The organism is Rothia mucilaginosa, assembly GCF_001548235.1.
In the GTDB taxonomy this organism is placed as follows: domain Bacteria; phylum Actinomycetota; class Actinomycetes; order Actinomycetales; family Micrococcaceae; genus Rothia; species Rothia mucilaginosa_B.
Genome location: NZ_AP014938.1, coordinates 497,237 through 523,583, shown reverse-complemented (window position 1 = coordinate 523,583; position 26,347 = coordinate 497,237). Strand labels below are relative to the sequence as shown.

Here is a 26,347-nt window from a genome sequence, read left to right as displayed (position 1 = left end):
TCATGAATTCAAACGGATTTCCCACTGCCCTGTGGGTCGTTCCGGTTCCCGATTTTGGTGGAGTAGCTCGGCACGTTGTCGATATGGCACGTGCCGGGCTCCCCGGCTTTAACCTGGTGGTTCTCGCACCCGAAGGTAAGCTCACGAGCCGCCTTGAGGAACTGGGCGTCACCGTCATCAAGGCTGAATTTGGCCCCGACTACGGTTTTAAGACTTCCTTTACCTCTCTGCAGAAGGCTATTGAGCAGCTCCACCCGGATATTGTGCACAGCCACCTTGCGTATGCGGACGTTGTAGCGACCGCCGTGGTGAATACTCTGCGTGTCCGTAGCGTGATTAAGCGCGGCACCTGCGTGCCGAAGCTTCTGACCACTGAACACGGTATCGCCGGTAATGACTCGGTGTACCACGGTAGCTCCTGGCGTTCTAAGCTCATGGAGACCGTCCACCGTGTGCGCCTGTGGGGCACCGACCAGGCGATTGCTGTTTCCCGTTCCACCGCTGATCAGATGCGTGCCAAGTGGGGCGCTCGCGGCGTGGAGCTGGTGTATAACGGCGTGGATATCCCGGAGGTGCACGCGGCTGTTGAGCAGCAGCGTGTACCCGCTGAGGGCGGTCCTCGTATTCTTTCTCTGTCTCGTCTGTCCCCTGAGAAGGGTATTGACGTGTTGCTGGATGCTTTTGCGCAGCTTCGTATTGATTACCCGCAGGCTCATCTTGAGATTGCGGGCTCTGGCGATTTGGCATCCGAGTTGCAGGCTCAGGCTCAGCGTCTGAACCTGGGGGACTCGGTGACCTTCAGCGGTTTCGTGAACCCGATTGAGGCGATGGGCCGTAGCGACATGATTGTTCAGCTGTCGGTGTGGGAGAACTGCTCCTACACTCTGCTGGATGCTAAGGCAGCCGGTCTGAAGACGGTCGCTACTGCTGTGGGCGGCAACCCGGAGATTCTGAGTGCCGATGAGCTGGTAGACCGTCAGAGCGCAACCCTGACTCAGGACGTTCTGCAGGCTATGCGCGCGCAGCTACAGAAGGGCAAGCCTGAGCCTTTCACCTGGATTTCAAATGAGCAGATGGCTGCTCAGACGGTTGATATTTACACTCGTGTACTTCGAGGAGGCCGATGATGAGCCAGACTTCGCAGGTTTACGCGCATCTGAACGAACCTTCCGAGAAGCCAGAGGTCTCGCGTTTCTCTGAAACTGTGTCTCGCGGTAGCAATTACGTCCGCCATCAGACCAGCCAGATTCGTATGCCTGAGTTCATCATGGCATTCCTCTTGCTTTTTGGTGAGGCGGTACCGGGTGTTGGTTTGCCCTTTAACCAGGTGGTCATTCTTGTTTTGGCAGCGTACGGTCTGACCCGTAAGCCGACCTTTGACGTCAGCCATTTTTCCGGTTTGCGCGCCATCATGTTCGTTGCGATGGGTTACCTGGCAATCGTTTCAATCAACGGTGTGCATTCAGAGGATGCATCGGATTGGACACGACGCTTACTTCGTCTGGTGGCAGCAACAGTGCTGGTTTGGGCTATTGCTGCCGGACGCTTGCATATCCGGTCCATTATTTTGGGCTACTCACTAGCGATTATGTTTAACGCAGTGGCTTATTTTGCTGGGTTTGCGCCGGTAACTGGTTACTACGGTTATTTGACCGGTTGGTTGAATGACAAAAACTTCTCGGGTCTGGTGTACTGTCTGTTTGGTCTGTTGATTCTGAGCTTTGCCCGTAACAAGTTTGAAGTTATCGGCGCCATTGTTGTTTTCTCCGGTCTGCTATGGGCTACGGGTTCTCGTACCTCTATTGCGGCGTATGTTGCAGGCCTGATTTGGATTGTCATCGCGAACCGTCTGAAGACTTTCGGTCGCATCGCCTTGGGTGTGGCCCTGTACTGGCTGATTGATATTTTGACCAGTGACTACGCACAGTCCGGTGTCTTCGCAGATCGTACCGGTACGGATGCGCTTCGTTCGCTGATTGACCAGGCATCTGAGATTAAGGTTCAGGCTTCTGGCTTCTTCGGTCAGGGTTTGGGTGAGGCATACGTTTATCTAGCCCATACTGGTTCGAAGACCTGGTTTTTCCATAACTCGTACTGGTCTGCTCTGGTTGAGGGCGGCTGGCCGTGGATGATTCTGGTTGTCACCATCACGCTGCTCTTTATCGTGAATGTGTTTAGCGGCCAGAAGACACTACCTACAAAGTTCTATGTTGTACAGGGCGCTGGTGTTGCCATCATGATTTGTGCTTCTCGTCTGGGTGAGGTGTTCTACACCTGGCCGTGGGCCGTCACCTGTGGTTTGGCTCTGCGTGTGTTGTTGATTGAACGCGAACAGCGTTTGGGCACTGGCCACGATGAGGCAAGTATCGAAGGCTTCGACGAGCGAATTGAGATTCGTGATGCTGAAGAAGCCGATAACCACGTGCTAGCGACCCAGAACATCCATAAGGCGTAGAGGATATTCATATTGTGTCGTCTGCCTCGGCAGGTAGTTTCTCTAAGTCTCCAGCATAGCGTGCTACATATTTGTTGAAACGCTTATTGGAGCGCCTTGTTTTGGCGTATCTGGGGAGTACTAATGATTCCCTAGAAGAACTATTCCCCTCGTCATTTGCTCTAGGAGTAGAACGTTGAAGAAAGAACTGTACATCGCTACTAATAACGGTGATATTGGCGGCGGCGAGGTTATGCTTCTGAACATCGCCCGCGCAGCCCGTAGCCTCGGCTACAAGGTCACCATTGTTGGCCCCTCCGAACCGAAGCAACTTATGGAGGCAGCAGCGGACGAGGGCTTTGCCTGTATTATTCTGCCGGCAAAGAACCGTGCACAGTACATGCTTGCCCTGCGCGCTTGGCACGCCCACAATAAGGATGTTCTGCTCTGGTGTAATGGGCTGGTCCCTGCGACCGCTACTGGTGGTCGTAAGAACCGCATCGTGCATCTGCACCAGTTTGCTACCGGTATCAACGCTAAGCTGGTACCTTTCGCCCGGCGTAATGCTTTGGTTACTCTGGTCCCAAGCCGCTATGTGGCGCGTGCCTGCCCTGGCAGTGAGGTTTTTGCAAACTGGGTCAGTGGCGTTTCTACCGAGCTGGATCACCGTGTGGGGGAGCGCCGAATCCGCGTCGGCTTCCTGGGGCGTCTAACCCCCGCTAAGGGTATTCCTGCTTTGTGTGAGGCGTTGAGCATCCTTAATAAGGACGAAATCATCTACGACTTCATTATTGGCGGTGAGCCTGTCTTCGCTTCTGAGGAGGGCCGTGCTGAAGTCGAAACTGCTCTGGCTCGTGTCGCACCGTTCAGCACCCGTCTGGGCTGGACCACTCCTGACCGCCTGTTCTCTAACATTGACATGCTGGTTGTCCCCTCGGCGGGTGCTGAAGAGTCCTTTGGCCTTGTGGTCGCTGAAGCGATGAGCGCGCGCATCCCTGTCGTTATCAGCGACGCCGCACCCTTGATGGAGGTCGTGGGCGGCAATGGCTCCTACCCTTATATTGTTCCTGTGAATCAGCCTCAGGCACTTGCTCAGGCGATTGAGAAGCTGGGCCAGGAAATCCGTGAAGAGAGTGAAGAGCTGGCAGAACGTACCTCCGAGCTGTTCTGGCGTTGGCAGGAGAACTATTCGCCTGAAGCAGGCAAGGTCCGTGTTGGTGAGATTCTGGAACGTTTTATCCGCTAAGGTGCTTCTAAACCTATAGATCATTCCCAACGGATACTCTCTCACTCAAACCCGAAGGAAAATTATGACGACTACCCACCGCTACAAGGCTGCGGTTATCATCCCCTCTCGCGGTGGTGCAGATATTCTGCACTACCCGCTGGATGCGCTTGCTGCCCAGACCGAGAAGGACTTCCAGGTTATCGTGGTCCTCGACGGCGATATTGATAACAGCGAAGCTGTGCTTGACCGCTACATTGCAGAAGGCAAGCTGAACCTGACCAAGATCGTTTTCGAGGAGAACCGCGGTCGCGTGGCAGCGCTGAACGCTGGCCACCGTGCCGCTGATGCGGATATTCTTATCCGTTGCGATGACGATCTTGAGCCTGCTACTGACTATGTCGAGGCGCAGATTCGCCTGCACCGTGATTACGACGGTGTGATTGGCACCTTGAAGAACGTGTACCCGGACACTCCCTATTCTCGTGTGTACGGTAATTTCCGCGATGCCCGGTTCAAAGAAGGCGCCCTCAGCGTAGCTGAAGAAGGCCGTTGGCTGTACTGGAATGGTAACTCTTCTATCTCTGCGGAGTACTTTGACCGTACTGGCGGATACGATCCTGCGTACCGCCTCTACGGGTGGGAAGACGTGGACATGGGCAAAATGGTCCATGACGCTGGTGGTCGCATCATCATCTCTGATGAAGTTGAGGTCAAGCACTATGCGGAGGCTACCACCACTGCAGTGCGTGCCCTGCGTGCCCTGCACTCGGGCTCTGCCCGCACCATCTTCGTGCGTAAGCATGGCGAGGAAGCACACCCCGCTCCGAATCCGACGGGCGCGTGGGGTTTGCTGGTCAAGACCCTCGCTCGCTTCACTACCGAGAAGACCATTAAGGCCCTCGGCGATGCGAGCGATAAGATTCTGCTGAAGTTGCCCGCTAAGGCAGCTGAGAAGCTCGTGGCACTGCAGGTTGAGGCTGCATCCTACGCCGGTATTCACTACCCTGAGCGCGCTCAGAAAGTTTTCTAGGAGGAATAGGAAATGTCACTCACTCAGCTCTTGACCTCCGCTCCGTTTACCGGGCCGAAGAATCCTGACGCGGTGCTTGCTGATATCCCGAAGAGCCTCAAGAAGCTTGGCAGCCTGGCGCGCCGTTACGTGCCGCTGATCAAGCCTGAGGCGACTGAAGAGATTGCGATTGCCCACGACTATCTGACTCAGCGCGGCGGTGCGGAGCGTGTCGTTCTGGCGATGCACCGTGCGTTCCCGGACGCACCGATTTACACGACTCTGTACGATCCGGAGGGTACCTTCCCTGAGTTCAAAGACGCGAAGATCATTACCAGCCCGCTGAACAAGATTGGTTACCTGCGTCGTAACCACCGTATGGCGTTGCCGATTTTGCCCCTTGCTTCTTCTTTCTTGAAGGTGCCGGCTGAGCGTGCTGTGGTGTCGACGACCGGTTGGGCGCACGGCTTCAACTTCGCCGGTCGTAAGTTCATTTACTGCCATTCGCCGGCGCGTTGGCTGTACCTGAGCGATCAGTACCTGGGTGAGAAGAGCACCGGCCCCGTGCCGCTGCTACTGAAGACTCTGCGTCCTGCACTGATGATGTGGGATCACTGGGCGGCTCACCGTTCGGCGGTGTACGTGGCGAATGCGAGCGTGATTAAGAAGCGCATCGAGAATGTCTACGGCAAGAAGGACGTTCCGATTTTCTTCCCGCCGCACTCGGTAGATACCACCGCACCGGTTGAGCCTATTCCGGGTCTGGAAGAGTTCACCGAATCGGACGATTATTTCCTGATTGTTTCTCGCCTGCTGCCCTACAAGAATGTTGATAAGGCTGTTGAGGCGTGTAATGAGTTGGGTAAGAAGCTGCTGGTGATTGGTCGCGGCCCGGAGAAGGAACGCCTGGAGGCTCTTGCTGGCCCGACTGTTCGTATTGCTTCGGGTGTCTCGGATGCGCAGCTTCGTTACGCGTACCGTCACTGCTTGGCGCTGCTGGCTATCTCTTATGAGGACTTCGGTATTACTCCGCTGGAGGCGGGCGCTAGCGGCAAGGCTGTGATTGCCTACCGTGCGGGCGGCTTCCTGGATACTATTCAGGAAGGCAAGACCGGCATGTTCATCAACCAGCCGACCGTGGAGCAGCTGGTGGAGGCCCTCAAGGCTTTCAACCCGGATGACTGGGATGCCGACTACATCCGTGAGCACGTTGACGGTTTCTCGGAGGCTCGTTTCATCAGCCGTCTGAAGATGTACGTGCAGGCTCTGCCCGAAGACTAAAAGAGCTAAGACGGCTCATAGAAGAAGGCGGGGCGGTAGAACTTTATAAGTTCTACCGCCCCGCCTTCTTTGTGTCTTCTGAGAGCCTTAGCGGGCTTCTAGGAGCCCCTTGGAGAGTAGCTCGGGAATAAAACCCTCGATCTGCGGCCCCATAGTTTCTATGGGCTGTTCATACATATCGCAGAGCAGGTCGATAGCGTCCTGTAGAGACATCGGGTCTTCAAAAATACTCCAAATAATGGAGGCTGAATCCTGAAGAACAGATAGCTCACCGTTGGCAAGATTCGCAAGATACGTTGCCGTGGGGGAGTACTTAGCGAACTCTTCAGAATGAACGTACGCGATGTTCTCGGGGATACCGTAGACGGTCTGACGGGAATCTACCGGATTGCTCATTTTTTCACCTTGATTCCGAAACGCTCAAAGAACTTGGCACGTATCTCTGCCTTGGTGGGGGTACGTCCCAGCTGCATCGCCAAGTGGTCCTTATTCACGAGGAAAATGTTCTTGAGAGTGCGTAGCTTATCGTGCAGGGTGGTCGCCGACTGCAGGCGCCCAATCCACTGAATATAGTGGGGGACGTCCTGTGAGACCGACAGCCACAGCAGGTAGTCGCGGTCGTCACGGTACTGCTCCAGACCGCCCATAGCCGCGCTATATGCCAAGGAGGAGTCAAGCTCCTCCGCACGGGCTCGCAGGCGCTGCCAATCGCTGTACGAGAGCAGGGAGACCAGGTAGTTAATATCTGCGCTGTAACGGGAGGCAGCGCGAGCGCGGTGAAGCACTACGAGAAGACGCGCATCCAGGTCACTGGGGACAGTGCAGGGACGGTGAGCAATCATACGGGTCTTGCGCGCCGCCCAGATACGGTCGAAAGCCTTCTCGTAGTCGCCGTGGCGTCCCAGACCGGGGAAGAAACGATGAATATCGGTCAGGCCCCATGAAGCGTGGTAGAGCGTCATCGCGTGCTCGAACACGGAACCTGTTTCGAAGTGGGCTTGGATACGCCATCCATCTGCCAGAAGGATCTCTACAAAGCGGTCCACGTGAGAGGGACGGACGAGTAGGTCAGCGTCGGAGCTGTACCTGCCCTTGCGATAAATTTCCTGGGAGAAAGCGTAGCCTTTGACATGCAGAATATCGATGGAGTGCATGTCGGCAATCCGCTGGAAGTAGGCGTGCGCAAGCCGAATCCGTGCCGCGAGCGGAGTAGTCTGCGGCTCCGGGGTATTGGGTGAGTGAGTGGTCACAATAGCCTTTCGGTGCACATGTATACCAGATAAGTATAAGGCGGGACGGGCAGAAAATACTGCCCATCCCGCCCTAAGTCGCTCCCTATAGTTTAGGGCGCTTATTACGTTATTACTTCTTGGTTGAGGACTTCTTCGACGACTTCTTATCGCCGTCCTTGCTGTAACCGTAGTAGGTTGCATAACCAACGTAGGCGCTTGCGTAACCGAAGCCGTAGTAGGAGTTACCCAGACCCTTACGGGGTGCACGGTTCAGAACCATACCGAGGAGTTTCGCGTTGACCTTCTTCAGGATGCTTGCAGCCTCAGTCATCTGTTCACGGTGGCTTCGGCCGATAGAACCAACGAGAATCACGCCATCCACGGAGTGTGAGAGCAGCGAAGCGTCGGTCACGGGCAGCAGCGGCGGAACGTCGACGACCACGATGAACTCTTCGGAGAGCTCGTTAATCAGCTGACGCATCTTATCGGAGCCCAGAAGCTCGGAGGGGTTCGGGGGGATACGGCCTGCAGGCAGGACGAAGAGGTTCGAATCGCCCAGCTGGTGCACAGCGTTAGCAATCTCGACCTGGCCAGCCAGAACCTGGGTCAGACCGACCTTAGCGTCGAGTTTCAGCTTTTTAGCCACGGTCGGGCGGCGGAGGTCGGCGTCAATGAGGATGACGGGCGAACCTGCATCAGCCATTGCGCGAGCCAGCGACAGCGACACGGTCGACTTACCTTCACCGGGCACTGCGGAGGTGACGATGAACGAACGCGGGGGAGTGTCAACGTTCACGAAGCGCAGGTTGGTGCGCAACTGACGAATGGATTCCTGCGCGATGTGGTCGTCGGTGTTGCCGTTAACGATGTTTTCTTCGTTCAGGTCGTCACTGACGGGCAGAACGCCCAGGATGCTCGCGCCGGTTGCCTTGGTAGCGTCGTCACGAGTGCGGATGCGCTGATCCAGTGCGCGGCGCAGGAAGATCGCCAGGTACACCAGACCAAGGCCAGCAACAGCACCGATGAGCACGTTCTGCTGGTAATTCGGAGCTACCAGCGGGGGGTTCACGCTTGCGTTGTTCAGCGGAATCACGCGAACGGTGTTGTTGGTGGTCGGGGATGCGGCGGTGTTTTCGCCGTTCACCAGTGCCTGAGCGTTACCGGGGTTCTGCTCAATTTCCTTGATGTAGTCGGCGGTAGCCTGCAACGCACCGTTAGCGAGCAACTGTGCGTTCTTCGGGGAAGAAGCCTGCGCGCTCACGGTAATCAGTGCAGCGTTGTCACCAGCGGTTGCGGTGAGGCTCGCGCGAATTTGACCGGTGCTCAGGGACAGCTCGGGGTTGTTCTGCTTAATCTTCTGTGCCACGGCCTCAGAGGAGACGATAGCAGCGTAGGAGCGAGCACGCTCCTTAGCAGCCGAAGAACCCGAGAGAACATCCACCGTACCGGACTCGCCCACGGTCACGTAGCCCGAGGACGAAGCAGCGTAGACCTTCGGCTGGAGAGAGGCATAGCCGAAGCCCGCTGCGGCACCGACAACGATGCCAATGATCAGCAGCCAGAGGTTAGCCCTCGTAGTGCGGAAAAATTCCAAAATGGTCATGGTAGTGAGAATACTCCAGAAAGTTTGAGTTAGTGTACCTGCAACGTGGAGTGTTGTTGCAGGCGGTGAAGGGATACGAAGATCCCCCGGTGTTTATTAGCGGAGCAATCCGAGCAGGTAGCTACCGTAACCGCTCTTAACGAGGGGGGTAGCGATGTCGCGCAACTGCTCATCGGAGAGCCAACCGTGGCGCCACGCAATTTCCTCCGGGCAACCAACTGACAGGCCCTGACGGCTCTGAACAGTGCGGATGAAGTTAGTGGCATCAGCGAGTGAATCAAAGGTTCCGGTGTCGAGCCACGCGGTACCGCGAGGCAGAACCTCAACCTTCAGTTTACCCTGTTCCAGGTAGACGCGGTTGAGGTCAGTGATTTCCAACTCACCGCGCGGTGAAGGCTTAATCTGGCGTGCATACTCGACAACCTTCGAGTCGTAGAAGTACAGACCCGGAATAGCGTAGTCGCTCTTGGGGTTTTCAGGCTTCTCCTCAATGGACAGCGCGTTGAAGTCCTCGTCGAACTCCACCACACCGTAGGCGCGAGGGTCAGCAACCCGGTAAGCGAAGACGGTTGCGCCGTCCTTCTGCTCGTAGGTGGCAAGCTGAGTGCCCAGACCGGGGCCGTAGAAGATATTGTCACCGAGCACGAGTGCTACGGGGTCGTTGCCAATAAAGTCGGCGCCCAGAATAAATGCCTGTGCCAGACCATCCGGGGAGGGCTGCACCTTGTATTCGAGATTAATACCGAAACGGGAGCCGTCACCGAGCAGTCGCTGGAACTGCTCCTGGTCGGCAGGAGTGGTAATAATCAAAATATCGCGGATACCCGCCAGCATGAGAGTGGACAGCGGGTAGTAAATCATCGGCTTGTCATAGACCGGAGTGAGCTGCTTGCTAATGCCCTGAGTGATAGGGTGCAAACGGCTTCCGGTACCGCCGGCAAGAATAATTCCCTTCATAACTTCTTATTGTGTCATGTTTATCTCTTTGTTGAGGCATAAAAATCACCGTTTAGCCAGGTAAAATCTACCGTATGGCTCACATTCTTGTTACCGGCGGTGCCGGTTTTATTGGTTCGAACTTTGTTCACCACCTCATCGATAACACTGATCACACTATTACTGTGCTGGATAAGATGACCTACGCCGCAAACGCTGCGTCTTTGGAAGGTCTTCCTGAATCCCGCTTCAAGCTCGTCGTAGGCGACATCGCCGACCGCGAGCTGGCTGACAAACTGGTCGGCAAGGCAGACGCTGTTGTCCACTACGCTGCGGAATCGCACAACGACAACTCCCTGTCCAACCCCGAACCGTTCATTCACACTAACCTCATCGGTACTTTCAGCCTTCTGGAAGCAGTCCGTAAGCACGGCACTCGCTACCACCACATCTCCACCGACGAGGTCTTCGGTGACCTCGAGCTGGACGATCCGGCAAAGTTTACCGAAACCACCCCCTACAACCCCTCTTCCCCTTACTCCTCCACCAAGGCAGGTTCCGACCTGCTCGTGCGCGCATGGGTCCGCTCCTTCGGTATTGAAGCAACCATCTCTAACTGCTCCAACAACTACGGCCCCTACCAGCACATCGAGAAGTTCATCCCCCGCCAGATCACTAACATCCTCTCGGGCCTGACCCCGAAGCTGTACGGCGAGGGCCTGAACGTTCGTGACTGGATTCACGCATCCGACCACTCTTCTGCTGTGCTGCGCATCCTGGAGCAGGGCAAGATTGGTGAAACCTACCTCATCGGTGCAGACGGCGAAGAGAACAACATCACCGTTCTGCGCACCATCCTGCGCCTGATGGGCAAGGATGAGAACGACTTCGAGCACGTGGTTGACCGCCCTGGTCACGACCTACGCTACGCAATCGACGGTAGCCGCCTGCGTGCAGAGCTCGGCTGGGAGCCGAAGTTCACCGACTTCGAGTCCGGTCTTGCCGACACCATTAAGTGGTACACCGACAACCGCGGCTGGTGGGAGCCCCTGAAGGCTGAGGTTGAGGCTAAGTACGCAAAGGCTGGCCAGTAATGACCAAGGAATTGAAGGTTACTGAAACCGAGATTCCCGGCCTGCTCATTATTGACCTGCCGGTTCACGGCGATAACCGCGGCTGGTTCAAGGAAAACTGGCAGCGCGAGAAGATGGTCGCAGCCGGTCTGCCCGACTTCAACCCCGTCCAGAACAATATCTCGTTCAACGCTTCGGTAGGTACCACCCGCGGTATCCACGCCGAGCCGTGGGATAAGTACGTTTCTGTTGCGACCGGCCGTATCTTCGGTGCATGGGTTGACTTGCGTGCCGGCGAGTCCTTCGGCAAGGTCGTCACCGTGGAGCTGGGCCCGGACACCGCAATCTTCGTGCCCCGCGGCGTGGGTAACTCCTTCCAGACCCTGGAAGAGAACACCGCCTACACCTACCTGGTGAACGACCACTGGTCGGCGGATGCAGTATCCGGCTACAGCTTCCTGAACCTTGCCGATGAGACCGTCGCAATCGACTGGCCCATCGACCTGGCGAAGGCAGAGCTCTCCGAGAAGGACCGTAACCACCCGCGTCTGAACGAGATCAAGCCCCTGGAAGCCGACCCGATCCTAATCATTGGCGCGGGTGGTCAGCTCGGCACCGAGCTGGTTCGCCAGCTCACCGAGCAGAACGTCCCCTTCCTGGCTGTGGATCGCGACCGCCTCGACCTGGGTAAGCCCGAGCAGTGGCGCGACGCATTCCGCTGGCGCTCCTTCCGCGCGGTCATCAACGCAGCAGCGTACACCGCAGTGGATCAGGCAGAAACCCCCGAGGGCCGCCGCGACGCCTGGGCAGCTAACGCCCTGGGCGTGAGCGCTCTTGCCTCCATCTGCGAAGAAGCTAACCTGCCGCTGGTTCACGTATCCACCGACTACGTCTTTGACGGTTCCCTGCCCCTGGGTGAGGAATACCCGGAGGATTACCCCCTGGCACCGCTGAGCGTCTATGGCGCTTCTAAGGCTGCCGGTGAGGTTGCCGCTGCCGCATGGCGTAAGCACTACACCCTGCGCACCAGCTGGGTTGTTGGCGCCGGCAAGAACTTTGTGGGCACCATGGCATCCCTGGCTGAGCGCGGTATCGACCCGTCCGTGGTCGCCGACCAGTGGGGCCGCCCGACCTTCACCCAGGATCTGGCAGCAGCTGCCCTGCATCTGCTCTTCTCCGGCGCTGAGTACGGCACCTACAACGTGTCGAACACCGGTGAAGTCATCAACTGGGCACAGTTCGCTCGCGCAGTGTACGAGGGTACCGGCCACGACCCGGCACGAGTCAGCGACACCACCACCGAGGAATACTTCGCCAACGCTGAGCTCTTCGCTCACCGTCCGACGAACTCGGCAATGGACCTGTCCAAGCTGATCGCTGCAGGCTTCACCCCGCGCGATCACCGCGAGGCGCTCGCCGCCTACCTTGCAGAAATGGGCTCCTAATCCTCTAAAGATTTGGCTCTATATCTGCTGACAACAGCATAAAAGGCGTGAAAAACGCCATATCACAGGTTCCCGGCCCTTGAAGAAGAGCCGGGAACCTGTACAATATTGTCTTGGCCAAGGCGGTGGAATACACGAAACGTGTAGGTCCGTAACTGACGGTGGCTGGTTGGAAAGAGATTTCTGGCGCCAGTCCCTATTCCACTTGGCGCATAACTTCTAACCAAGAAAGGGTGGACAACTCATGTCAGATACCATCAAAATTTCAGCTACCGTACGTAGCGACTTCGGCAAGGGCTACGCGCGCCGCATCCGCATGGCAGGCGACATCCCCGCCGTCATCTACGGCCACGGCGAAGAGCCCAAGCACGTAGTACTCCCCGGCCACGCAACCACCCTGGCTGCCCGCGTCCCCAACGCTATCCTCGACCTCGACATCGAAGGTGAATCACACCTCGCAATGATCAAGGACATCCAGCGTCACGCAATCCGCCCTGAACTGCAGCACATCGACCTGCTGACCGTTAAGCGCGGCGAGCGCGTTGAGATTGAGGTTCCTGTACACGTTGAAGGCGAGCCTGCTGTTGGCGCCGTTGCTAACCAGGAAGAAACCGTTCTTCTGGTTGAAGCTGACGCACTGAAGGCACCCGAAGCTTTGACCGTGAGCATCGAAGGCCGCGAAGCTGGCGCTCACGTTCTGGCATCAGACGTTGAACTGCCCTCAGGCGTAACCCTGGTTGCAGACGCTGAACTGCTGATCGTTAACGTTTCTGAGCCCGAGGAACTCGACGTTCCCGAGCCCGGTGAAGAAGGCGAAAACGCACCCGAGGGTGACATCGTTGAAGCTTCCGAGGAATCAGATCAGGCTGGCGAAGCTCACGACTCAGATAACTCAAAGCACTAGACCGCGCCCTGCGCCTAGCGCAACAATGATTTGTGGATGGCCCGCCGCTACCTCTCTTCTGAGGTGGTAGCGGGCCATACTCATAGAATGGTGTAGTCCATGAATTTTCTAAAAACCTTTTACAGCGCCGTGGAAAGGGCGAAGATATGTCTGATGCGTGGCTCATTGTTGGTCTGGGGAACCCGGGCCCGGAGTACGAGAAAACCCGCCATAACATCGGCCAGATGGTGGTTGATGAACTGGCGCGTGAAGTAGGCGGTGGCTTCAAGAAGCACGGACGCGCGCGCGCCCAGGTGCTGGAAGGACGTTTGGGTATAGGCGGACCCAAGGTAGTGCTGGCCAAGCCCCTGACCTATATGAACACCTCGGGCGGCCCGGTATCGGCTCTAGCCCAGTTCTACGATATTAACCCCGACCGTATCATCGCGGTGCACGATGAACTGGATATCCCCTTCGACACTATTAAGCTCAAGATTGGTGGGGGAGAGGGCGGTCATAACGGTCTGCGCGATATCACCAAGGCGCTGGGTACCAAGGACTACTACCGTGTTCGCACCGGCATCGGTCGACCTCCTGGACGCATGGACACCGCAGATTTCGTGCTCAAGCCCTTCAGCAGCACCGAGGCGAAGGACCTGCCCTTCCTCATCTCAAACGCAGCGGATGCAACGATGATGCTCGTAAAGGAAGGCCTGCTGGCAACCCAGCAGCGCTACCACGGCGCAGGTTCCTAGCCGTATGACCCGTGCCGGGTAAACACTGAACTGGGTCAACACTGAACTGGGGTAATGCATGATGCGGGCCGATGTGTGAACTAGGCTCTACCTAACTATGCAAGAGCCCGGTGAGGGAATAAGCTAGAAAAGAATGACGTTATACGCTCCACGACGGGAAAATACCCGACCGTGGAGCGTATGAGCGAGAGAAGAAGGTACCCGTGGCTGAATACTCCACCCCCGCCAACACCCCGCTGAGCGACGAGATCGTACGCCAGCTTCGCCAGGACTTCCCGATCCTCAACACTGAGGTCAACGGGCATCCCTTGGTCTACCTGGATTCGGGGGCGACCAGCCAGAAACCCCTTCAGGTTCTCACCGCAGAACGCGACTTCTACCTGCACGCTAACTCCGCCGTACACCGCGGCGCCCACACCCTCGCGGTCGAAGCAACCGACCTGTTTGAGGATGCGCGCACCACCGTAGCGAACTTCGTCGGTGCCACTGACGAAGAAATCGTGTGGACCTCCAACGCAACCGAGGCACTGAACCTGGTTGCCTACTCCATCGGCAACGCCTCCCAGGGCATCGGCGGTCCCGCCGCTGAGCGTTTCGCGCTGAAGCCCGGCGATGAAATCGTCACCACGGAGATTGAGCACCACGCGAACCTCATTCCCTGGCAGATTCTTGCCCAGCGTACTGGCGCGACTCTGCGCCACATCCCCTCCACCGAGGACGGTCAGCTCGACTACTCGGCAGCCGAGGGCATCATCAACGAGAAGACCCGCATCGTGGCGTTCACCCACGTCTCGAACGTGACCGGCGCGATTACCGATGTGCCCCGCATGGTCGCCATGGCGCGCAAGCACGGCGCGCTCGTCGTGCTGGATGCCTGCCAGTCCGTACCGCACATGCCCGTAGACTTCCACGCCCTGGACGTCGACTTCGCGGCGTTCTCCGGCCACAAGATGCTGGCACCCACCGGTATCGGTGCCCTTTACGGCCGTGCCGAACTACTCGAAGCTCTGCCGCCCTTCCTGACCGGTGGCTCCATGATTACCCGCGTGGGTCTGCAGGACGCCGAGTACATGCCCGCCCCCATCAAGTTTGAGGCAGGTACCCAGCGTGTCTCGCAGGCAGTCGCTTTCGCCGCTGCCGTGCGCTACCTGCAGCACCTGGGCATGGAGAACGTTGAGGCGTGGGAACACGAACTGGGTGCCCGCCTCGTTGAGGGCGTTCAGAAGATTGACGGTGTGCGCTTGCTCGGCCCCACCGACCCCACCAAACGTGCCGGCCTGGTTGCTCTCGCCATCGAGGGCGTGCACCCGCACGACGTGGGCCAGCTGCTTGACACCCAGGGCATCGCCGTGCGCGTGGGCCACCACTGCGCCCAGCCGCTGCACCGCTGCGCCGGTGTGACCGCCTCGACCCGCGCCTCCACCTACATCTACAACACCACCGAAGACGTGGACGCTTTCCTGAAGGCACTCGCCGAGGTGCGCCCCTACTTCGGCTTCTAAAAGCAGACGCGTTAGAAGCTAACGCCCCAATTTTTCAGACATACCAACTGACGGAAGAAGATCACCGTGTCTCTTGAATCCCTGTACCAGGAAATTATTCTGGAGCATTCTAAGCAGCGCAGCGGCGAGCACCTCGTAGAGGTACCCGCCGGTCACGCAAGTGCCGATAACCACCAGTACAACCCCACCTGCGGCGACGAAATCAACCTGCGCGTGGTGCTCTCTGACGAGCTGAAGGACGGCGAGAAGACCATCGAGTCGATCTCCTGGGAAGGCGACGGTTGCTCCATCTCCATGGCTGCCGCCTCCGTGCTCTCTGAAATGGCTCCGGGCATGACCGTCTCCGAGCTGCAGAGCCACGTGGATGCGTTCCGCGAGATGCTGCGCTCGCGCGGTAAGGTGACCCTGGACGAAGAGGAGTACGGCGATATGGCGGCTTTCTCTGGCGTTTCGAAGTTTATGGCGCGCGTGAAGTGCGCGATGCTTTCGTGGGTTGCGGTTGAGGAAGCTACTAAGGAAGCAGTCGCGAAGAACTAATTCTTTGCCGAGGGGGTAGGTTGGATTGTTTGGTAAGTAGCCAATATTTGAACGCCAATCGAAAATATCGAATGGATCCATCGACAATATATTGCATGGATGTGTAATGTTTTTCGATGAACTTTTAGCGGTGAGCACCGAACGAGACTCGAGTCGAGAATCTACACCCTACTCTTTCTTGATATAAGATTTCTTTGATTTAAATCAATAGGATGAAAATATGAGGCGGATACTACACCGTATCCGCCTCATATTTATATCTTTTCCTTTTTCCTTCAAAAAGGTGACTGGTAAAATAAAAGGACCAAGGGCGCCCAACCAGCACCCTCGAGAAACTCTTTTCGGACCCGCATATTCTCACGTGATAGCGAGAAGAAAAACAGCGTAGAGAGAATACTTTCTCAGTGCTGAATAATCTTCGCTAATTCTCCTGCCATCACTACAGATAACGGTTATGTTTCTCACCCCTTCCGGTATTTCAACCACACCGGAATAACCATCGCCGCTACCAACCACAAGGAAGCCCCATGATTATTGGCTACGCCGCAGGCGCCTACGACCTTTTCCACTACGGCCACCTCGAGATTCTCCGCAAGGCTAAGGAAAACTGCGACTACCTCATTGCAGGCGTCGTGCACGATGACGTTCTGGAAGTGACCAAGGGCCGCCGCCCCGTTATCCCCATCGAAGAGCGTGCTGCTATCGTCAGCCACATCGACTACGTGGACGAAGTGCACGTCGAAACCACCCCCGACAAGCTCGAAACCTGGAAGCAGAAGCCCTTCAACGTCTTCTTCAAGGGCGACGACTGGAAGGACACCGAAAAGGGCAACGCCCTGGAAGCACGCTTCGCAGAGGTCGGTGTGGAAGTACACTACTTCCCCTACACCGAGCACACCTCCAGCACCAAGCTGCGCAAGGTCGTTGACCTGCTCGAAGCAGAGCACGACCTGCGCGTAGAGATGCGCCGCTTCGCTGAGCTGCTCGGCGAGCGCGAATACTCCGAGGCGATCGTCGCCTCCTAACGCCCCTACGCCCTCATAGGTGCGCTAGAGCCCATAGAGACTCATCGAGACTTATCAAGACACACAGAGGATCCCCGCCGTAACTACTTACGGCGGGGATCCTCTGCATATTGGCGGTATATCAGCTGCACCTCAAAGGTGAGCGTCTTATAAGCTTTAGCGCTGTGCCAGCCACTTCTCAGCGGAGGAACCCAGAACCTTCAGCACGCGGCCAACCTGAGGCTCAGCAGCGGCTGCAATCTTCTTGCCCACCAGCGGGATGGAGCAGGAGACCTCACCGTTAACGTCCAGGCGGGTCTGCTCACCCTCGGGAGTCAGCTTCTGAGTAGCCTGAGCGGACACGGGAACGCCGCTGACCTTGACCTCGGTAGAAACGGTGCGGGAGCCGTCAGCAGCCGGTGCGCTTACGGTGTCCACCTGGGTCATAGCAACGCCGTTGCCGACGAACTTACGAGCGATGTCCGGCACACGCTCAGCGGGCACGGTACGCTCGGTGGTTGCGGTGAACTCAGCGGAGGTGTCACCGGAAACGGAGAAGCTACCGAACTCCACGCCAACCTCGGAGCATACGAAGCGTGCGAAATCCTCGCTAGAGAACGCCTCGATAACCTGCTCAACGCTTGCGTTGATAACGGTCGATTCCTGAACTGCCATAATTGTTCCTTTCGTAGTGCGCGAAAACCCCGCGCATTATCCCTATCTAAGGATACGGTGCGCGGGGTTTTCGCAACCAATGTAAAGACGCGAATCCACCTGAGAATATGCCGTGAACAAGGGAAAACGTCCACAGCCTCTCACAGGGTGGTTGGAGGATTCGCATGCCGGTCTAAAAGTGGGACACACCTCCGGGCGGCTCCCACATCGCATCACTAAGGATGCTGGGCTTAGAAAGCTAAAGCTTTTAGGCGCGCTGGTTAGGCGCTAGGAGCCATTGCGTCGATGCGAGCCATCTCAGCCTTACCCGCACGGTGTGCGCGAGCGGCCTGCTTCAGACGACCCCAGAAGGAATCCTTGCGGTGGGTCTTGCCAGCGAGCAGATCCCGCAGTTCCTCGCCCAGCTGCGCTGCAGAAATCTCCGGGGTGGAGATGTAGGGCTCAGCAGTGCGGAACAGGGAGGGGTTCGCCAGAGCAAGATCCAGCTTGTCGAAGAGGTCTTCGCGGCTTTCAACAACAACAGCGTGACCGCGCTTCTCCATCAGAGCGGTGAAGGGGACCTGGTGGTTGTCAACGACCTCGTCGAACTCTGCGCGGCGCGGAACAGCCAGCGGCAGAGCGCCGGTACGGCGTGCATCCTGGATGGAGCCGGGGCCGCCCTGAACTAGCACTACGCGTGCGGTTGCGTAGTAGTCCAGCAGCTCGGAGGCGGGAAGAAGCTTAAGGTTGTCTGCGTGCTTAATGGGCGCAGTGTGGCCGTGCTGCACGAGGCAGGTGACCTCGGGGTGAGCCTCAAGATAAGCCTCAACCCAACGCAGGAGACGATCAAAAGTGTGAACGTCGGTGCCGAGGGACACCACCAAATCGTAAGTCTTAGTAGGAATACGAACGGGCGCGACGGCAGGGGCAAATACGGGCAGGTCGAACTTGGAAGTATCAACGCTGACGCGGGGGAAGTTCTGAATAGACATAGCCTATTCCTCTCTATGTATTTATCGGTAGTAACCCCGTATACCTGATGCAAAAATCCGGAGGGCATCAATTGGCATACGCGGCGGCGTCGTGCCGGAGAAAATGGTGAGTAATCTCCGCATACGCTTCTCTGGCGAGTGGTTAGTTCGCTTGGATGGTGAGTCCACAGTGGAGCGCACGACTTACGCGTATCTGTATGTTTAATAAATACTATACCCTGAAAATAATGCCCTCAGCACACGCGAGGACGCTATTTTCAGGATAAATTCATCACTCTTAGAAAATGGGATGAATCACACGAGAATCAGGGAAATTCTCCTGCTGTTCCTCGCTCTGAACAATAATTCGATCAGCAAAGGTGTACAGCATCTTGCCGGTCATCGTCGGCAGAGTTGGGCGGTCAAAACACTCAATATAAAGAGTCTTTACGCCAAAGAGTTTAGCCGCCACAAAGAAAGGAACGGCAACACCGGCACCGGCAGAAACAACCGCATCCGGACGTTCCTTCGGAAAAATACGAAATGCCAAGAACAGATTACGAATAGCGTTCTTAATATTTCGAGTGGTCGGGTAATAAGCCCAATAGGTCTTCTCATCAGCCAGAGAAGATTCAACATCGGGCTGCTTAAAGCTAACCCACACGCGGTCATAATCCTGCCACGCAGCAGAAGTAGCCGTCAGATGCTTCAAGTGTCCGCCACTGCTAGAAACCAGCAGAAGCTTCTTCTTCGGTGCCTGAGAGGAAGTTGCCTCAGTCATAGTGTTCTCCTAAAGCCCCAATACAAGAGAAAAATAAGAAGAGAAGATAAGGGTGAGCCGTCGGGCCCGGCAACGCCTGCATCAATAGATCTGCATCAACAGACCTGCTACAACAGATCCGCCTCAACAGGCGTTACCGACCCTACACTCAAGGACGAAGGACGAACCCGCACAGAGGCGAGGTATCCATCAGTAGACCCCGATGATGCGCGGTCCAGTTTACTCCCGGCCTAGCTTATTCGCGGTCCAGGAAAACAGCCAGAGCGTTCACACCCTCAAGCTGATCCAGCTGCGCGAAAAGCTCACGAACCTGTTGCAGAGAAGTAGCCGCAGTCACCGGAACCAGAGCCACGCCGCCGGCCTGAACGAAGCGCAGCTGGGTCGACAGGGGAGTAGCGGTGCTCAGGCTAATTACCAGAGGAGTCTCGCTCTTCTCAACCAGCGACTCGGGAGTGTGGCGGGTCAGAGCGTCACGGACCGAAGCGTAGTCGGTGAAACGTGCGTACTCGGTGGGCAGAACGCGCTGCAACATCTGGTACAGGTGCTCAACGCCGCGGTCAGTACCGGGCAGAATGACAATACCGGATGCGCCAGCACTCTTCACATCGCCATCGGGAGCGCCAATGGTGCGCAGCAGCATGAAGGCGTCATTCGCCTCAGACGAGGAACCCAGCTCGTGAACCGGGATACCAGCATCTTCCAGACGGTCAGCGTAACCAACGTGACGCATGGTGCGGTCACGACCGTAAGCCAGTACAGCACCAATCAGCAGACCGGCAACAGCACCAACAACAGCCATCTTCACCGGGCCAAGCGCCGAGGAAGAAGCCGGAACCTGAGCCTCGCTCATCACGCGGCCACCGGTGGTGGAAGTCAGCTGAATCTGGGCGCGACGCTCCTGTAGCTGAGAAAGCAGAGCCGCACGGTTGTTATCACCCTCGAGGGCAGAAATCTGCTCATCAATCTGGTGCAGAGCAGAATCAACGCTGCTCTTCAGAGCCTCGGAACGAACCTGCAGGTACGCGTTTGCCATAGCGTTAGCGTAACGTGCAGCCTCCGTGCCGTTGGGGCGGGTCACCTCAATATCCAGAACAGCAGTCTGGGAGGTGCCGGTCACTTTGACGGAGTTCATCAGACGGCTGGTCAGCTGAGCCTCAGAGAGGGTATCGCCATTAGCAATCAGAGCCTTAGCCGCGTTCTGCGCAACCTCACGAGAGGAAGCAACGCGAGACTCGGTAGCAATATCCACCTTCGCGGAGTTAGCGCTACCGGTACCGGCGGGATCAACCACCAGCGGGTAAACAACCAGCGAAGCCTTAGAAGTGTACTTGCTATTGGTCATGTAGCCGTAAGCGGCACCCGCCACAGCAAAAACCACGACCGACAGCAGAATTAGCAGACGGTGTCGGAAAATGCGACGTACCTGGCTGCCAAGGGTAACCGAGGAGGTATGAGAGGTGTTATCCATGAGGACATCCTAGAGGAAGAGAAACGGACACTAAATATCGGAGAAAACGTAGAAGAAGCGGAAGGCTTTTAAGTCTTCGCGCGGCGGGCGGAGAGGAAACGCTCAATACCCAGCGCCTTGCGGAAGCGGTACAGTACCACACCGTACACCGGAACGAGTAGCACCACGTACACGATAACGCCCAGAACGCTCTGACCCAAGAAAGTCAAAGACACCAGAGCACACGCTGTCGGAACAGCCGCGCCCAAGAAGAGCGAAGGAGCCATCTCACGGGCCGAAGCGCGAATACCGACGAGGCGGAACACCTGGTAGCTCGCAAGGAAGGTGTCAATCAGCAGAGCAGAAGCCCAAGCCGTCACCGCACCGTACAGGCCCCATACCGGAACCAAGGTGAAGTTCAAAGTCACAGCCACCACCAGGGAGGAGAGCTTGTTCAACAGTTGCCAGCGGCTCTTACCGCTCATCAGCAGAACAGACTGCACGCCACCGGCACTCATCGACAGCATCGCCGCCGGGCAAATCACCCAGAGAATACCGGCGCCAGCCTCAAAGCCCTTACCAAAGAAGCCCAAAAGAGTCGGACCAAAGAACGCGAGGGAGAGGTAGAACGGCCAAGACAACGCAGTCAACACGCGAGTGGTCGAAAGGAAAATATCTCGAGCACGATCCAGCTGACGAGTCGCCAGCGCCGCACTAATCGACGGGCCGGTCACCACGCGGCCGGTGTGTTCAATCATGGTGCCCACACGAACACAACGGTTCACAGCACCATAGATACCACCAGCAGCGGCACCCAAGAACGCCGTCACCACCAGCACGTCAATCCACTCCAGGATGGTTTCCACAATGGTAGCGACACCGCGTGCAGAGCTGAAACCCCAGAACGAACGGAACGTCTCAGCCGGAGAATCCTCAGAAGGAAGAACCGCCACATGCTCCTCGGAAGGGAACGCCCGCTCCAAAAGCCACAGGGCAACCACCGCAGTAATCGCCACCGGGACGGTCCAGGCGTACACCAAATCCATGAGCTGACCCGAGAAAAGAACCACCAAACCCACCGCCGCAAAACGCAGAGTAGGAAGCAGAACATTCTGCAGAACCGTAAAAGTCACCACACGATGCAGGCCACGCAGAGCGCCGAAGAACACCGTCATCAGCGCCGCTATCAGCACGAAAGCCGAACTGACACGCATTGCCGCCTGATACTCGGGAGCCATCGGCACAATCTCGGTGTAGGTGTACACACCCACCACCAGAAGCACCGAAGTCACCAGCGAAGGAATTAGACCGTAACGGATCAGCTGCGGAAGCACACCGTAACGACCCAGCGCACGCTGAGCACTCATCGTACGAACCAAGCCCGTATCCGCACCGAAAGTCACCAGCGAAATCGCAATCGCGAACAACGCCATCAGACGGAAAAACTCGCCCGAACCCTCAGCACCAATACCGTTCGACACCACCATCGTGGTCACGAACGCGATACCCGCACCGTACATCACGCACAGAGAAGCAAGAGAGCCGCTCTTCGCGAGGCTGGGCTGCTTACCCTTTCCGGGAGCTTTCTTAACCGGCGCGCTCTTCGCGGATGCGCTATCAGCCTGAGCACCTGATGCGGAAGGCTTAGCCTTCTCATTCGGAGTCTTTTCTTCCTGCACCTTTTCTACAGACTCAGCAGTAGCCGGGGCTATCCGCCGGGAACCGGGCAGATGAGCACCCGCCACAGCGCTAGCGTTCGCCGCTGAGGAACCTGTAGCCAAAGAACCTGACTCCGAAGAACCCGCTTCCAAAGACTCGGGCAACGACTCCTCGGATGCAAAGCCCTGAGCCGGAGGCACAATCGACAGTGCCGTGGTCGCAGGAAAACGACCGGAACGGATATCGTCCACCGTCGGAGCAAACTCATCGGCAGAAGACTCTGCCAGTGAGTCGGCCTGCTCCACATACTCGCCGCTCTCACGCAGGCGTGCACGGCGGCTAGGGTGACCGCCCGTCGAGTAGGCATCATCGAAAGCTGAAACCGCAGTGGTCTCTAAACCACGGGGGGACTGGTTCTTCGTCATAGCCCCTCACCATCCCGAATGGAACGGATACACGCCATCGACGCGAGCATCAGAATGGTCAGCTGAGCAATATCGAAGCTGTAGAAGATGAAGACAACACAGCACGCGACCGGCACGCTATGTAGCCAGTACCCGGAGGTGGTCTTCACGCGCGCGCCGCTTGCCACAGTGCACACCATGAAGAGCGCGAACAGCGCCAGACCCACGAAGCCGAAGCAGAACATCAGAGTCCACAGGTACCCCTGGGTACCCATTGACACGCCAATGCTCGGTTCCATACGCGGAGTGCCGTAACCGATAATCGGGGACTCCAAGGTTGCCTTCCAGGTGGCGCGGTAGAGTGCCGCACGGCCACCGGTGGAGTCCGAGTAGTCCTGACGACCCAGAATGTTATCCACGGTGCCCGACGCAAAGAGCGCCACAACCACAGCCGCAATCGCCGCAATACCCATACCCACAGCACGCCAATTAGCCGCAAGGAACTGACGCAACAGTACGTACGCTGCGCTGATACCTAGACCAATGAACATGCCGCGGTTACTGGTCGCAATTGCCGGCACGGTAGAAAGCGCCATACCGATCAGCAACGCAATACGCAGCCAGATGGAACGCAGGCGAAGTAAGCACGCCAGCATTACCGGGGTGAGCAGGGTGTACGCCAGACCCCAACTATTCGCGTAGGGGAACGGCGCGGAGGGTCGAATATACGCCTCGGGAGCACCCCAAGGACGCTGAACCTCAGCCAGGGGAGGAAGCATGTAGTCGCGCACCAGCGGGTTCTGCATAAAACCAGCAGGCATGATGAAGCTCATCGGAGTACGCAGACGGAACTCGGGGAAAAGAACACCACCGTAACCCAGAACAATGAGGGTCACCCACAGAGTCGCCAGACCGCCCAGCAGCCTATTGACGCTAATAGAGGAGCGCGCATTGTAGTAGTACAGGGCGTAAATGCCGGCACTGAGAATATTTACAAAGCGCAGACCCCAACCAATAATGTCAGTCGAACGGGTCAGCGCAAGGGCCGCAACAACAACCCACACGCAGAATGCACCCCACACCCACAGAGAACCGGGCACGCGCACATTACCTCGAATAATGAGGTAAAAAAGCATAATCGCTGCCAGTACCAGCGGCGCAATCTGAAGCACACCCAAAGCCCACAGCGCCGGGAAGCCGTACAGCAACGCCAGCAGAGGCCAGGCGGGGAGCTTCTTCTGCGCCGTAGATACCGGACGGTTGCGCGCGCGGGCACGCAGAATACCGCTGGGCGGAGTACTATCCAATCCGGCGGAATCCTTTAGTGCCACAGGCGAAGTGCCCGGAGGAGAAAGAATGGAAGAGGAAACCATGTCTGTGCGATACCTGGTTAGAGACCTCGACCGGTCTTCTGGACGAGATCAAGAAGAGTAGCGGGCTTAATAACGCCGGTGGACACAACATACGCCGCCCACGCACGAAGCTGCTTGGGATCGCGGCGCAGAGCAGCGCGAGCGTAGGCACGCGCCTCCTTGTTGTTGCCCAGGGACGCCTGCGCGTATGCAATCTGACCGGCAATACGCGCCAGACCCTTGGGATCCTGCTCAAATTCGGGGAACTTACGCAGAATGTAGCTGAGGCCGTCAACCATGGACTGCCACTTGCCGGAGAAGAAGGAGGGGCGGTCCCAGAGCACCAGAATCAGCGGCTCGGGTACGCTCAGCACATCGCCGTGGCGGGTTGCGCGCAGCAGCAGGTCGTAGTCTTCACCGTAGGCGGCGGGCAGCTCCTCATCGACCAGGCCGATGCGGGCGGGCTTACCGTCAACGCCGAGCAGATCCTCGCGGGAGTACAGCATGGCGGAGGGGTGAATTTCGGTAATGCGCGAACGCAGGAAGTCTGCGAAGGTTGCGCGCTCGGGCGCCAGGCGCACGATGTCCTGGCCGCCGGAGCGGACGGTAATACCCGAAGAGATAGCGGCTGCTTCGGGGTTTTCGCGCCAGAGAGCGACCTGCTGGGTGAGCTTGGAGGGCATCCAGTAGTCGTCGTCATCGCAGAAGCCAATCATCTCACCGCTGGAGGCGATGATGCCGCTGTTGCGGCCGCCAGCCAGACCGCCGGAGCGGGTGTTGGAGACAATCTTCAGAGCACGGTTTTCGCCGACCTCAATGTCCTCGAGGCGGTCGGGCTCAACACGGTCAAAGACGACAACGACTTCAACGAAGCCGCGGTAGCTCTGCTCAAGGATGGAACGGACAGCCACGCGAAGCAGTTCGGGGCGCTTGCCGTTGGTCGCGATAACGGCGGAAACAGCAGGGTTGCGAAAGGTGAAGTGCATCATTGGGATTCTCCTTACTCAGCGGGGGTCGCGAGGCTAACGTACTTGCGACGCATGGACAGCAGGACGGTTGCGGCATTAGCCAGCAGAAGCAGTGCGTAGACGATGACGAATACGGGGCCGAAGCCAAGGAAAATGTAAATCCAGCAGAGGGTGCCAGCGTCCATGTGTAGGTTAATGAAGGAGCGCAGGGGACCACCGGTCGGGGGAGCGGCGGTCTTGCGGTTGTTGCGCAGCTGCTCAGCCAGAATCTGGCTCATGAAGTGACCGGCGGTCAGCGCGGTGAAAATCATGGGCATCGCAATGATCCAGCCGTTGAATGCGTTGGAACCGGTAAAGGAGTAGTGCGCAGGGTACAGCAGGAAGGAGAGCAGAGTTGCCATGTGCACGGAGGGCACACGGATGGAGTCGACCACGTGGTCGAGCCACTCACCGGCGGGGGAGGATGCGCCGGTTACGCGAGCAACCTGGCCGTCAGCGGAGTCCAGGCCGTAACCGAGAGCGAAAAGCAGGGCAACGCAGATACCTACACCAATGCTGGGCGGGCAGGTAATCAGAACGATGAGGCCTGCAACGGAACATGCAGCGGAAATTGCGGTGACGCCGTTGGGGGTAATGCCCAGAGCGACAGCTGCCGCGGCGAAGTAGCGTGCTACTCGGCGGTTGACCCAGCGGGTGTAGGCGGGAACGCCAATGCCGGGCTTCTGCGCTGCTTCAAGAGAGCGCAGGGTGCGGGAAAACTTCGCAGAAAATCCCGATGCGGGTGCGGAGTTCGGGGCGTGAGGTGCCTCAGAGGTGGACATGCACATTCCTTTTGAATCGGTGAGAGGAGTGAAGGAGAGTGAATTACTCCCTTTCGGGGTGGCTGCGAGAAAGTCCGGAAGTCTCGCACGCGAAAAAAGAGGTGGTTGGTCCCTTTTTCACATACACCACTATATAGATATTTTACAACGAGATGAAGTGCAATAGGGGGCGTGTGGTCAGGGTCAACAATTGTGTCGTAAAAAGCCTCTGACAATGCGCTTTGGTGCAGATTTGCGGGATCCTTCGGGTAGGTTCGGTGCGGTGTTAGACGGGGGTTATCGACGCTTTGTCCCTGTGAATTCTGGATTTAGAAAACATTTCTGAACATTGTACAGAGATGCACATAACAGAACTGCAAATAACCGGA

24 protein-coding genes are annotated in these 26,347 nt (G+C 57.3%); 12 read left to right on the top strand and 12 right to left on the bottom strand.

Going from position 1 to position 26,347, the window contains the following annotated elements:
* The first annotated feature begins 2 nt into the window (after positions 1–2).
* The 5 genes from RM6536_RS01945 (at position 3) to RM6536_RS01925 (ending at position 5,952) form a co-directional block, all read left to right on the top strand.
* Positions 3–1,127 carry a glycosyltransferase gene (locus tag RM6536_RS01945; protein ID WP_060823818.1) on the top strand — a complete coding sequence of 375 codons (1,125 nt, stop codon included), beginning with the start codon at positions 3–5 and terminating at the stop codon, positions 1,125–1,127.
* Entirely contained in the window at positions 1,124–2,455 is a 1,332-nt protein-coding gene (locus tag RM6536_RS01940; protein ID WP_060823817.1) for an O-antigen ligase family protein, read from the top strand. The genes RM6536_RS01945 and RM6536_RS01940 overlap by 4 nt, the downstream gene beginning before the upstream one ends.
* A 175-nt stretch (positions 2,456–2,630) precedes the next feature.
* Complete coding sequence (locus RM6536_RS01935; protein ID WP_060823816.1) at positions 2,631–3,680, top strand: glycosyltransferase family 4 protein; 1,050 nt, start codon at positions 2,631–2,633, stop codon at positions 3,678–3,680.
* Positions 3,681–3,744: 64 nt separating this feature from the next.
* Entirely contained in the window at positions 3,745–4,692 is a 948-nt protein-coding gene (locus RM6536_RS01930; RefSeq protein ID WP_060823815.1) for a glycosyltransferase family 2 protein, read from the top strand.
* Positions 4,693–4,704: 12 nt separating this feature from the next.
* Positions 4,705–5,952, top strand: a complete 1,248-nt coding sequence (locus RM6536_RS01925) for a glycosyltransferase (RefSeq protein WP_060823814.1) — start codon at positions 4,705–4,707, stop codon at positions 5,950–5,952.
* Positions 5,953–6,039: 87 nt separating this feature from the next.
* Here RM6536_RS01925 and RM6536_RS01920 read toward each other — a convergent pair whose 3' ends face one another.
* The 4 genes from RM6536_RS01920 to rfbA form a co-directional block, all read right to left on the bottom strand.
* The gene (locus RM6536_RS01920; protein WP_060823813.1) at positions 6,040–6,348 is read right to left on the bottom strand and encodes a PqqD family peptide modification chaperone; all 309 of its coding nucleotides are present in this window, start codon (positions 6,346–6,348) and stop codon (positions 6,040–6,042) included.
* Positions 6,345–7,202 (bottom strand): nucleotidyltransferase family protein, encoded by an 858-nt coding sequence (locus tag RM6536_RS01915; protein ID WP_060824873.1) that lies wholly within the window; start codon positions 7,200–7,202, stop codon positions 6,345–6,347. Before RM6536_RS01915 ends, RM6536_RS01920 begins: the two co-directional genes overlap by 4 nt.
* A gap of 112 nt (positions 7,203–7,314) precedes the next feature.
* Positions 7,315–8,787: a polysaccharide biosynthesis tyrosine autokinase gene (locus tag RM6536_RS01910; RefSeq protein WP_060823812.1), complete on the bottom strand. Its 1,473-nt coding sequence runs from the start codon at positions 8,785–8,787 to the stop codon at positions 7,315–7,317.
* Positions 8,788–8,883: 96 nt separating this feature from the next.
* Positions 8,884–9,744: a glucose-1-phosphate thymidylyltransferase RfbA gene (gene rfbA, locus RM6536_RS01905; protein ID WP_049359620.1), complete on the bottom strand. Its 861-nt coding sequence runs from the start codon at positions 9,742–9,744 to the stop codon at positions 8,884–8,886.
* A 74-nt stretch (positions 9,745–9,818) separates the two neighbouring features.
* Between rfbA and rfbB the strand changes: the two genes are divergently transcribed.
* The 7 genes from rfbB to RM6536_RS01870 all read left to right on the top strand — a co-directional run bounded on the left by rfbB (position 9,819) and on the right by RM6536_RS01870 (position 16,943).
* Complete coding sequence (gene rfbB, locus RM6536_RS01900) at positions 9,819–10,817, top strand: dTDP-glucose 4,6-dehydratase (protein WP_060823811.1); 999 nt, start codon at positions 9,819–9,821, stop codon at positions 10,815–10,817.
* A complete protein-coding gene (gene rfbD / locus RM6536_RS01895) occupies positions 10,817–12,241 on the top strand; it encodes a dTDP-4-dehydrorhamnose reductase (protein WP_060823810.1) in 1,425 nt (474 codons plus the stop codon). The genes rfbB and rfbD overlap by 1 nt, the downstream gene beginning before the upstream one ends.
* A gap of 244 nt (positions 12,242–12,485) precedes the next feature.
* A complete protein-coding gene (locus RM6536_RS01890; RefSeq protein WP_012904012.1) occupies positions 12,486–13,145 on the top strand; it encodes a 50S ribosomal protein L25/general stress protein Ctc in 660 nt (219 codons plus the stop codon).
* A 146-nt stretch (positions 13,146–13,291) separates the two neighbouring features.
* Positions 13,292–13,879, top strand: coding sequence for an aminoacyl-tRNA hydrolase (gene pth, locus RM6536_RS01885; protein ID WP_012904011.1), 588 nt, complete (start codon positions 13,292–13,294; stop codon positions 13,877–13,879).
* Positions 13,880–14,082: 203 nt separating this feature from the next.
* A complete protein-coding gene (locus RM6536_RS01880) occupies positions 14,083–15,381 on the top strand; it encodes a cysteine desulfurase (protein WP_060823809.1) in 1,299 nt (432 codons plus the stop codon).
* A 66-nt stretch (positions 15,382–15,447) separates the two neighbouring features.
* A complete protein-coding gene (gene sufU, locus RM6536_RS01875; protein WP_060823808.1) occupies positions 15,448–15,918 on the top strand; it encodes a Fe-S cluster assembly sulfur transfer protein SufU in 471 nt (156 codons plus the stop codon).
* 527 nt (positions 15,919–16,445) lie between these two features.
* A complete protein-coding gene (locus tag RM6536_RS01870) occupies positions 16,446–16,943 on the top strand; it encodes an adenylyltransferase/cytidyltransferase family protein (RefSeq protein WP_060823807.1) in 498 nt (165 codons plus the stop codon).
* Between the two features lie 156 nt (positions 16,944–17,099).
* Here RM6536_RS01870 and RM6536_RS01865 read toward each other — a convergent pair whose 3' ends face one another.
* From RM6536_RS01865 to RM6536_RS01830, 8 genes are all read right to left on the bottom strand, one after another.
* Positions 17,100–17,597, bottom strand: a complete 498-nt coding sequence (locus RM6536_RS01865; protein ID WP_060823806.1) for a DUF2505 domain-containing protein — start codon at positions 17,595–17,597, stop codon at positions 17,100–17,102.
* A gap of 260 nt (positions 17,598–17,857) precedes the next feature.
* The gene (locus RM6536_RS01860) at positions 17,858–18,568 is read right to left on the bottom strand and encodes a glycosyltransferase (RefSeq protein WP_060823805.1); all 711 of its coding nucleotides are present in this window, start codon (positions 18,566–18,568) and stop codon (positions 17,858–17,860) included.
* Between the two features lie 277 nt (positions 18,569–18,845).
* Entirely contained in the window at positions 18,846–19,328 is a 483-nt protein-coding gene (pssD, locus tag RM6536_RS01855; RefSeq protein WP_049327955.1) for a PssD/Cps14F family polysaccharide biosynthesis glycosyltransferase, read from the bottom strand.
* A gap of 235 nt (positions 19,329–19,563) precedes the next feature.
* Positions 19,564–20,796 carry a Wzz/FepE/Etk N-terminal domain-containing protein gene (locus RM6536_RS01850; RefSeq protein WP_060823804.1) on the bottom strand — a complete coding sequence of 411 codons (1,233 nt, stop codon included), beginning with the start codon at positions 20,794–20,796 and terminating at the stop codon, positions 19,564–19,566.
* 68 nt (positions 20,797–20,864) lie between these two features.
* The gene (locus RM6536_RS01845) at positions 20,865–22,859 is read right to left on the bottom strand and encodes an oligosaccharide flippase family protein (RefSeq protein ID WP_060823803.1); all 1,995 of its coding nucleotides are present in this window, start codon (positions 22,857–22,859) and stop codon (positions 20,865–20,867) included.
* The gene (locus RM6536_RS01840) at positions 22,856–24,145 is read right to left on the bottom strand and encodes an O-antigen ligase family protein (RefSeq protein ID WP_231917983.1); all 1,290 of its coding nucleotides are present in this window, start codon (positions 24,143–24,145) and stop codon (positions 22,856–22,858) included. Before RM6536_RS01840 ends, RM6536_RS01845 begins: the two co-directional genes overlap by 4 nt.
* Before the next feature lie 83 nt (positions 24,146–24,228).
* Positions 24,229–25,179 (bottom strand): glycosyltransferase family 2 protein, encoded by a 951-nt coding sequence (locus RM6536_RS01835; protein WP_060823801.1) that lies wholly within the window; start codon positions 25,177–25,179, stop codon positions 24,229–24,231.
* Positions 25,180–25,190: 11 nt separating this feature from the next.
* A complete protein-coding gene (locus tag RM6536_RS01830; protein ID WP_060823800.1) occupies positions 25,191–25,979 on the bottom strand; it encodes a CDP-alcohol phosphatidyltransferase family protein in 789 nt (262 codons plus the stop codon).
* Positions 25,980–26,347 lie beyond the last annotated feature (368 nt).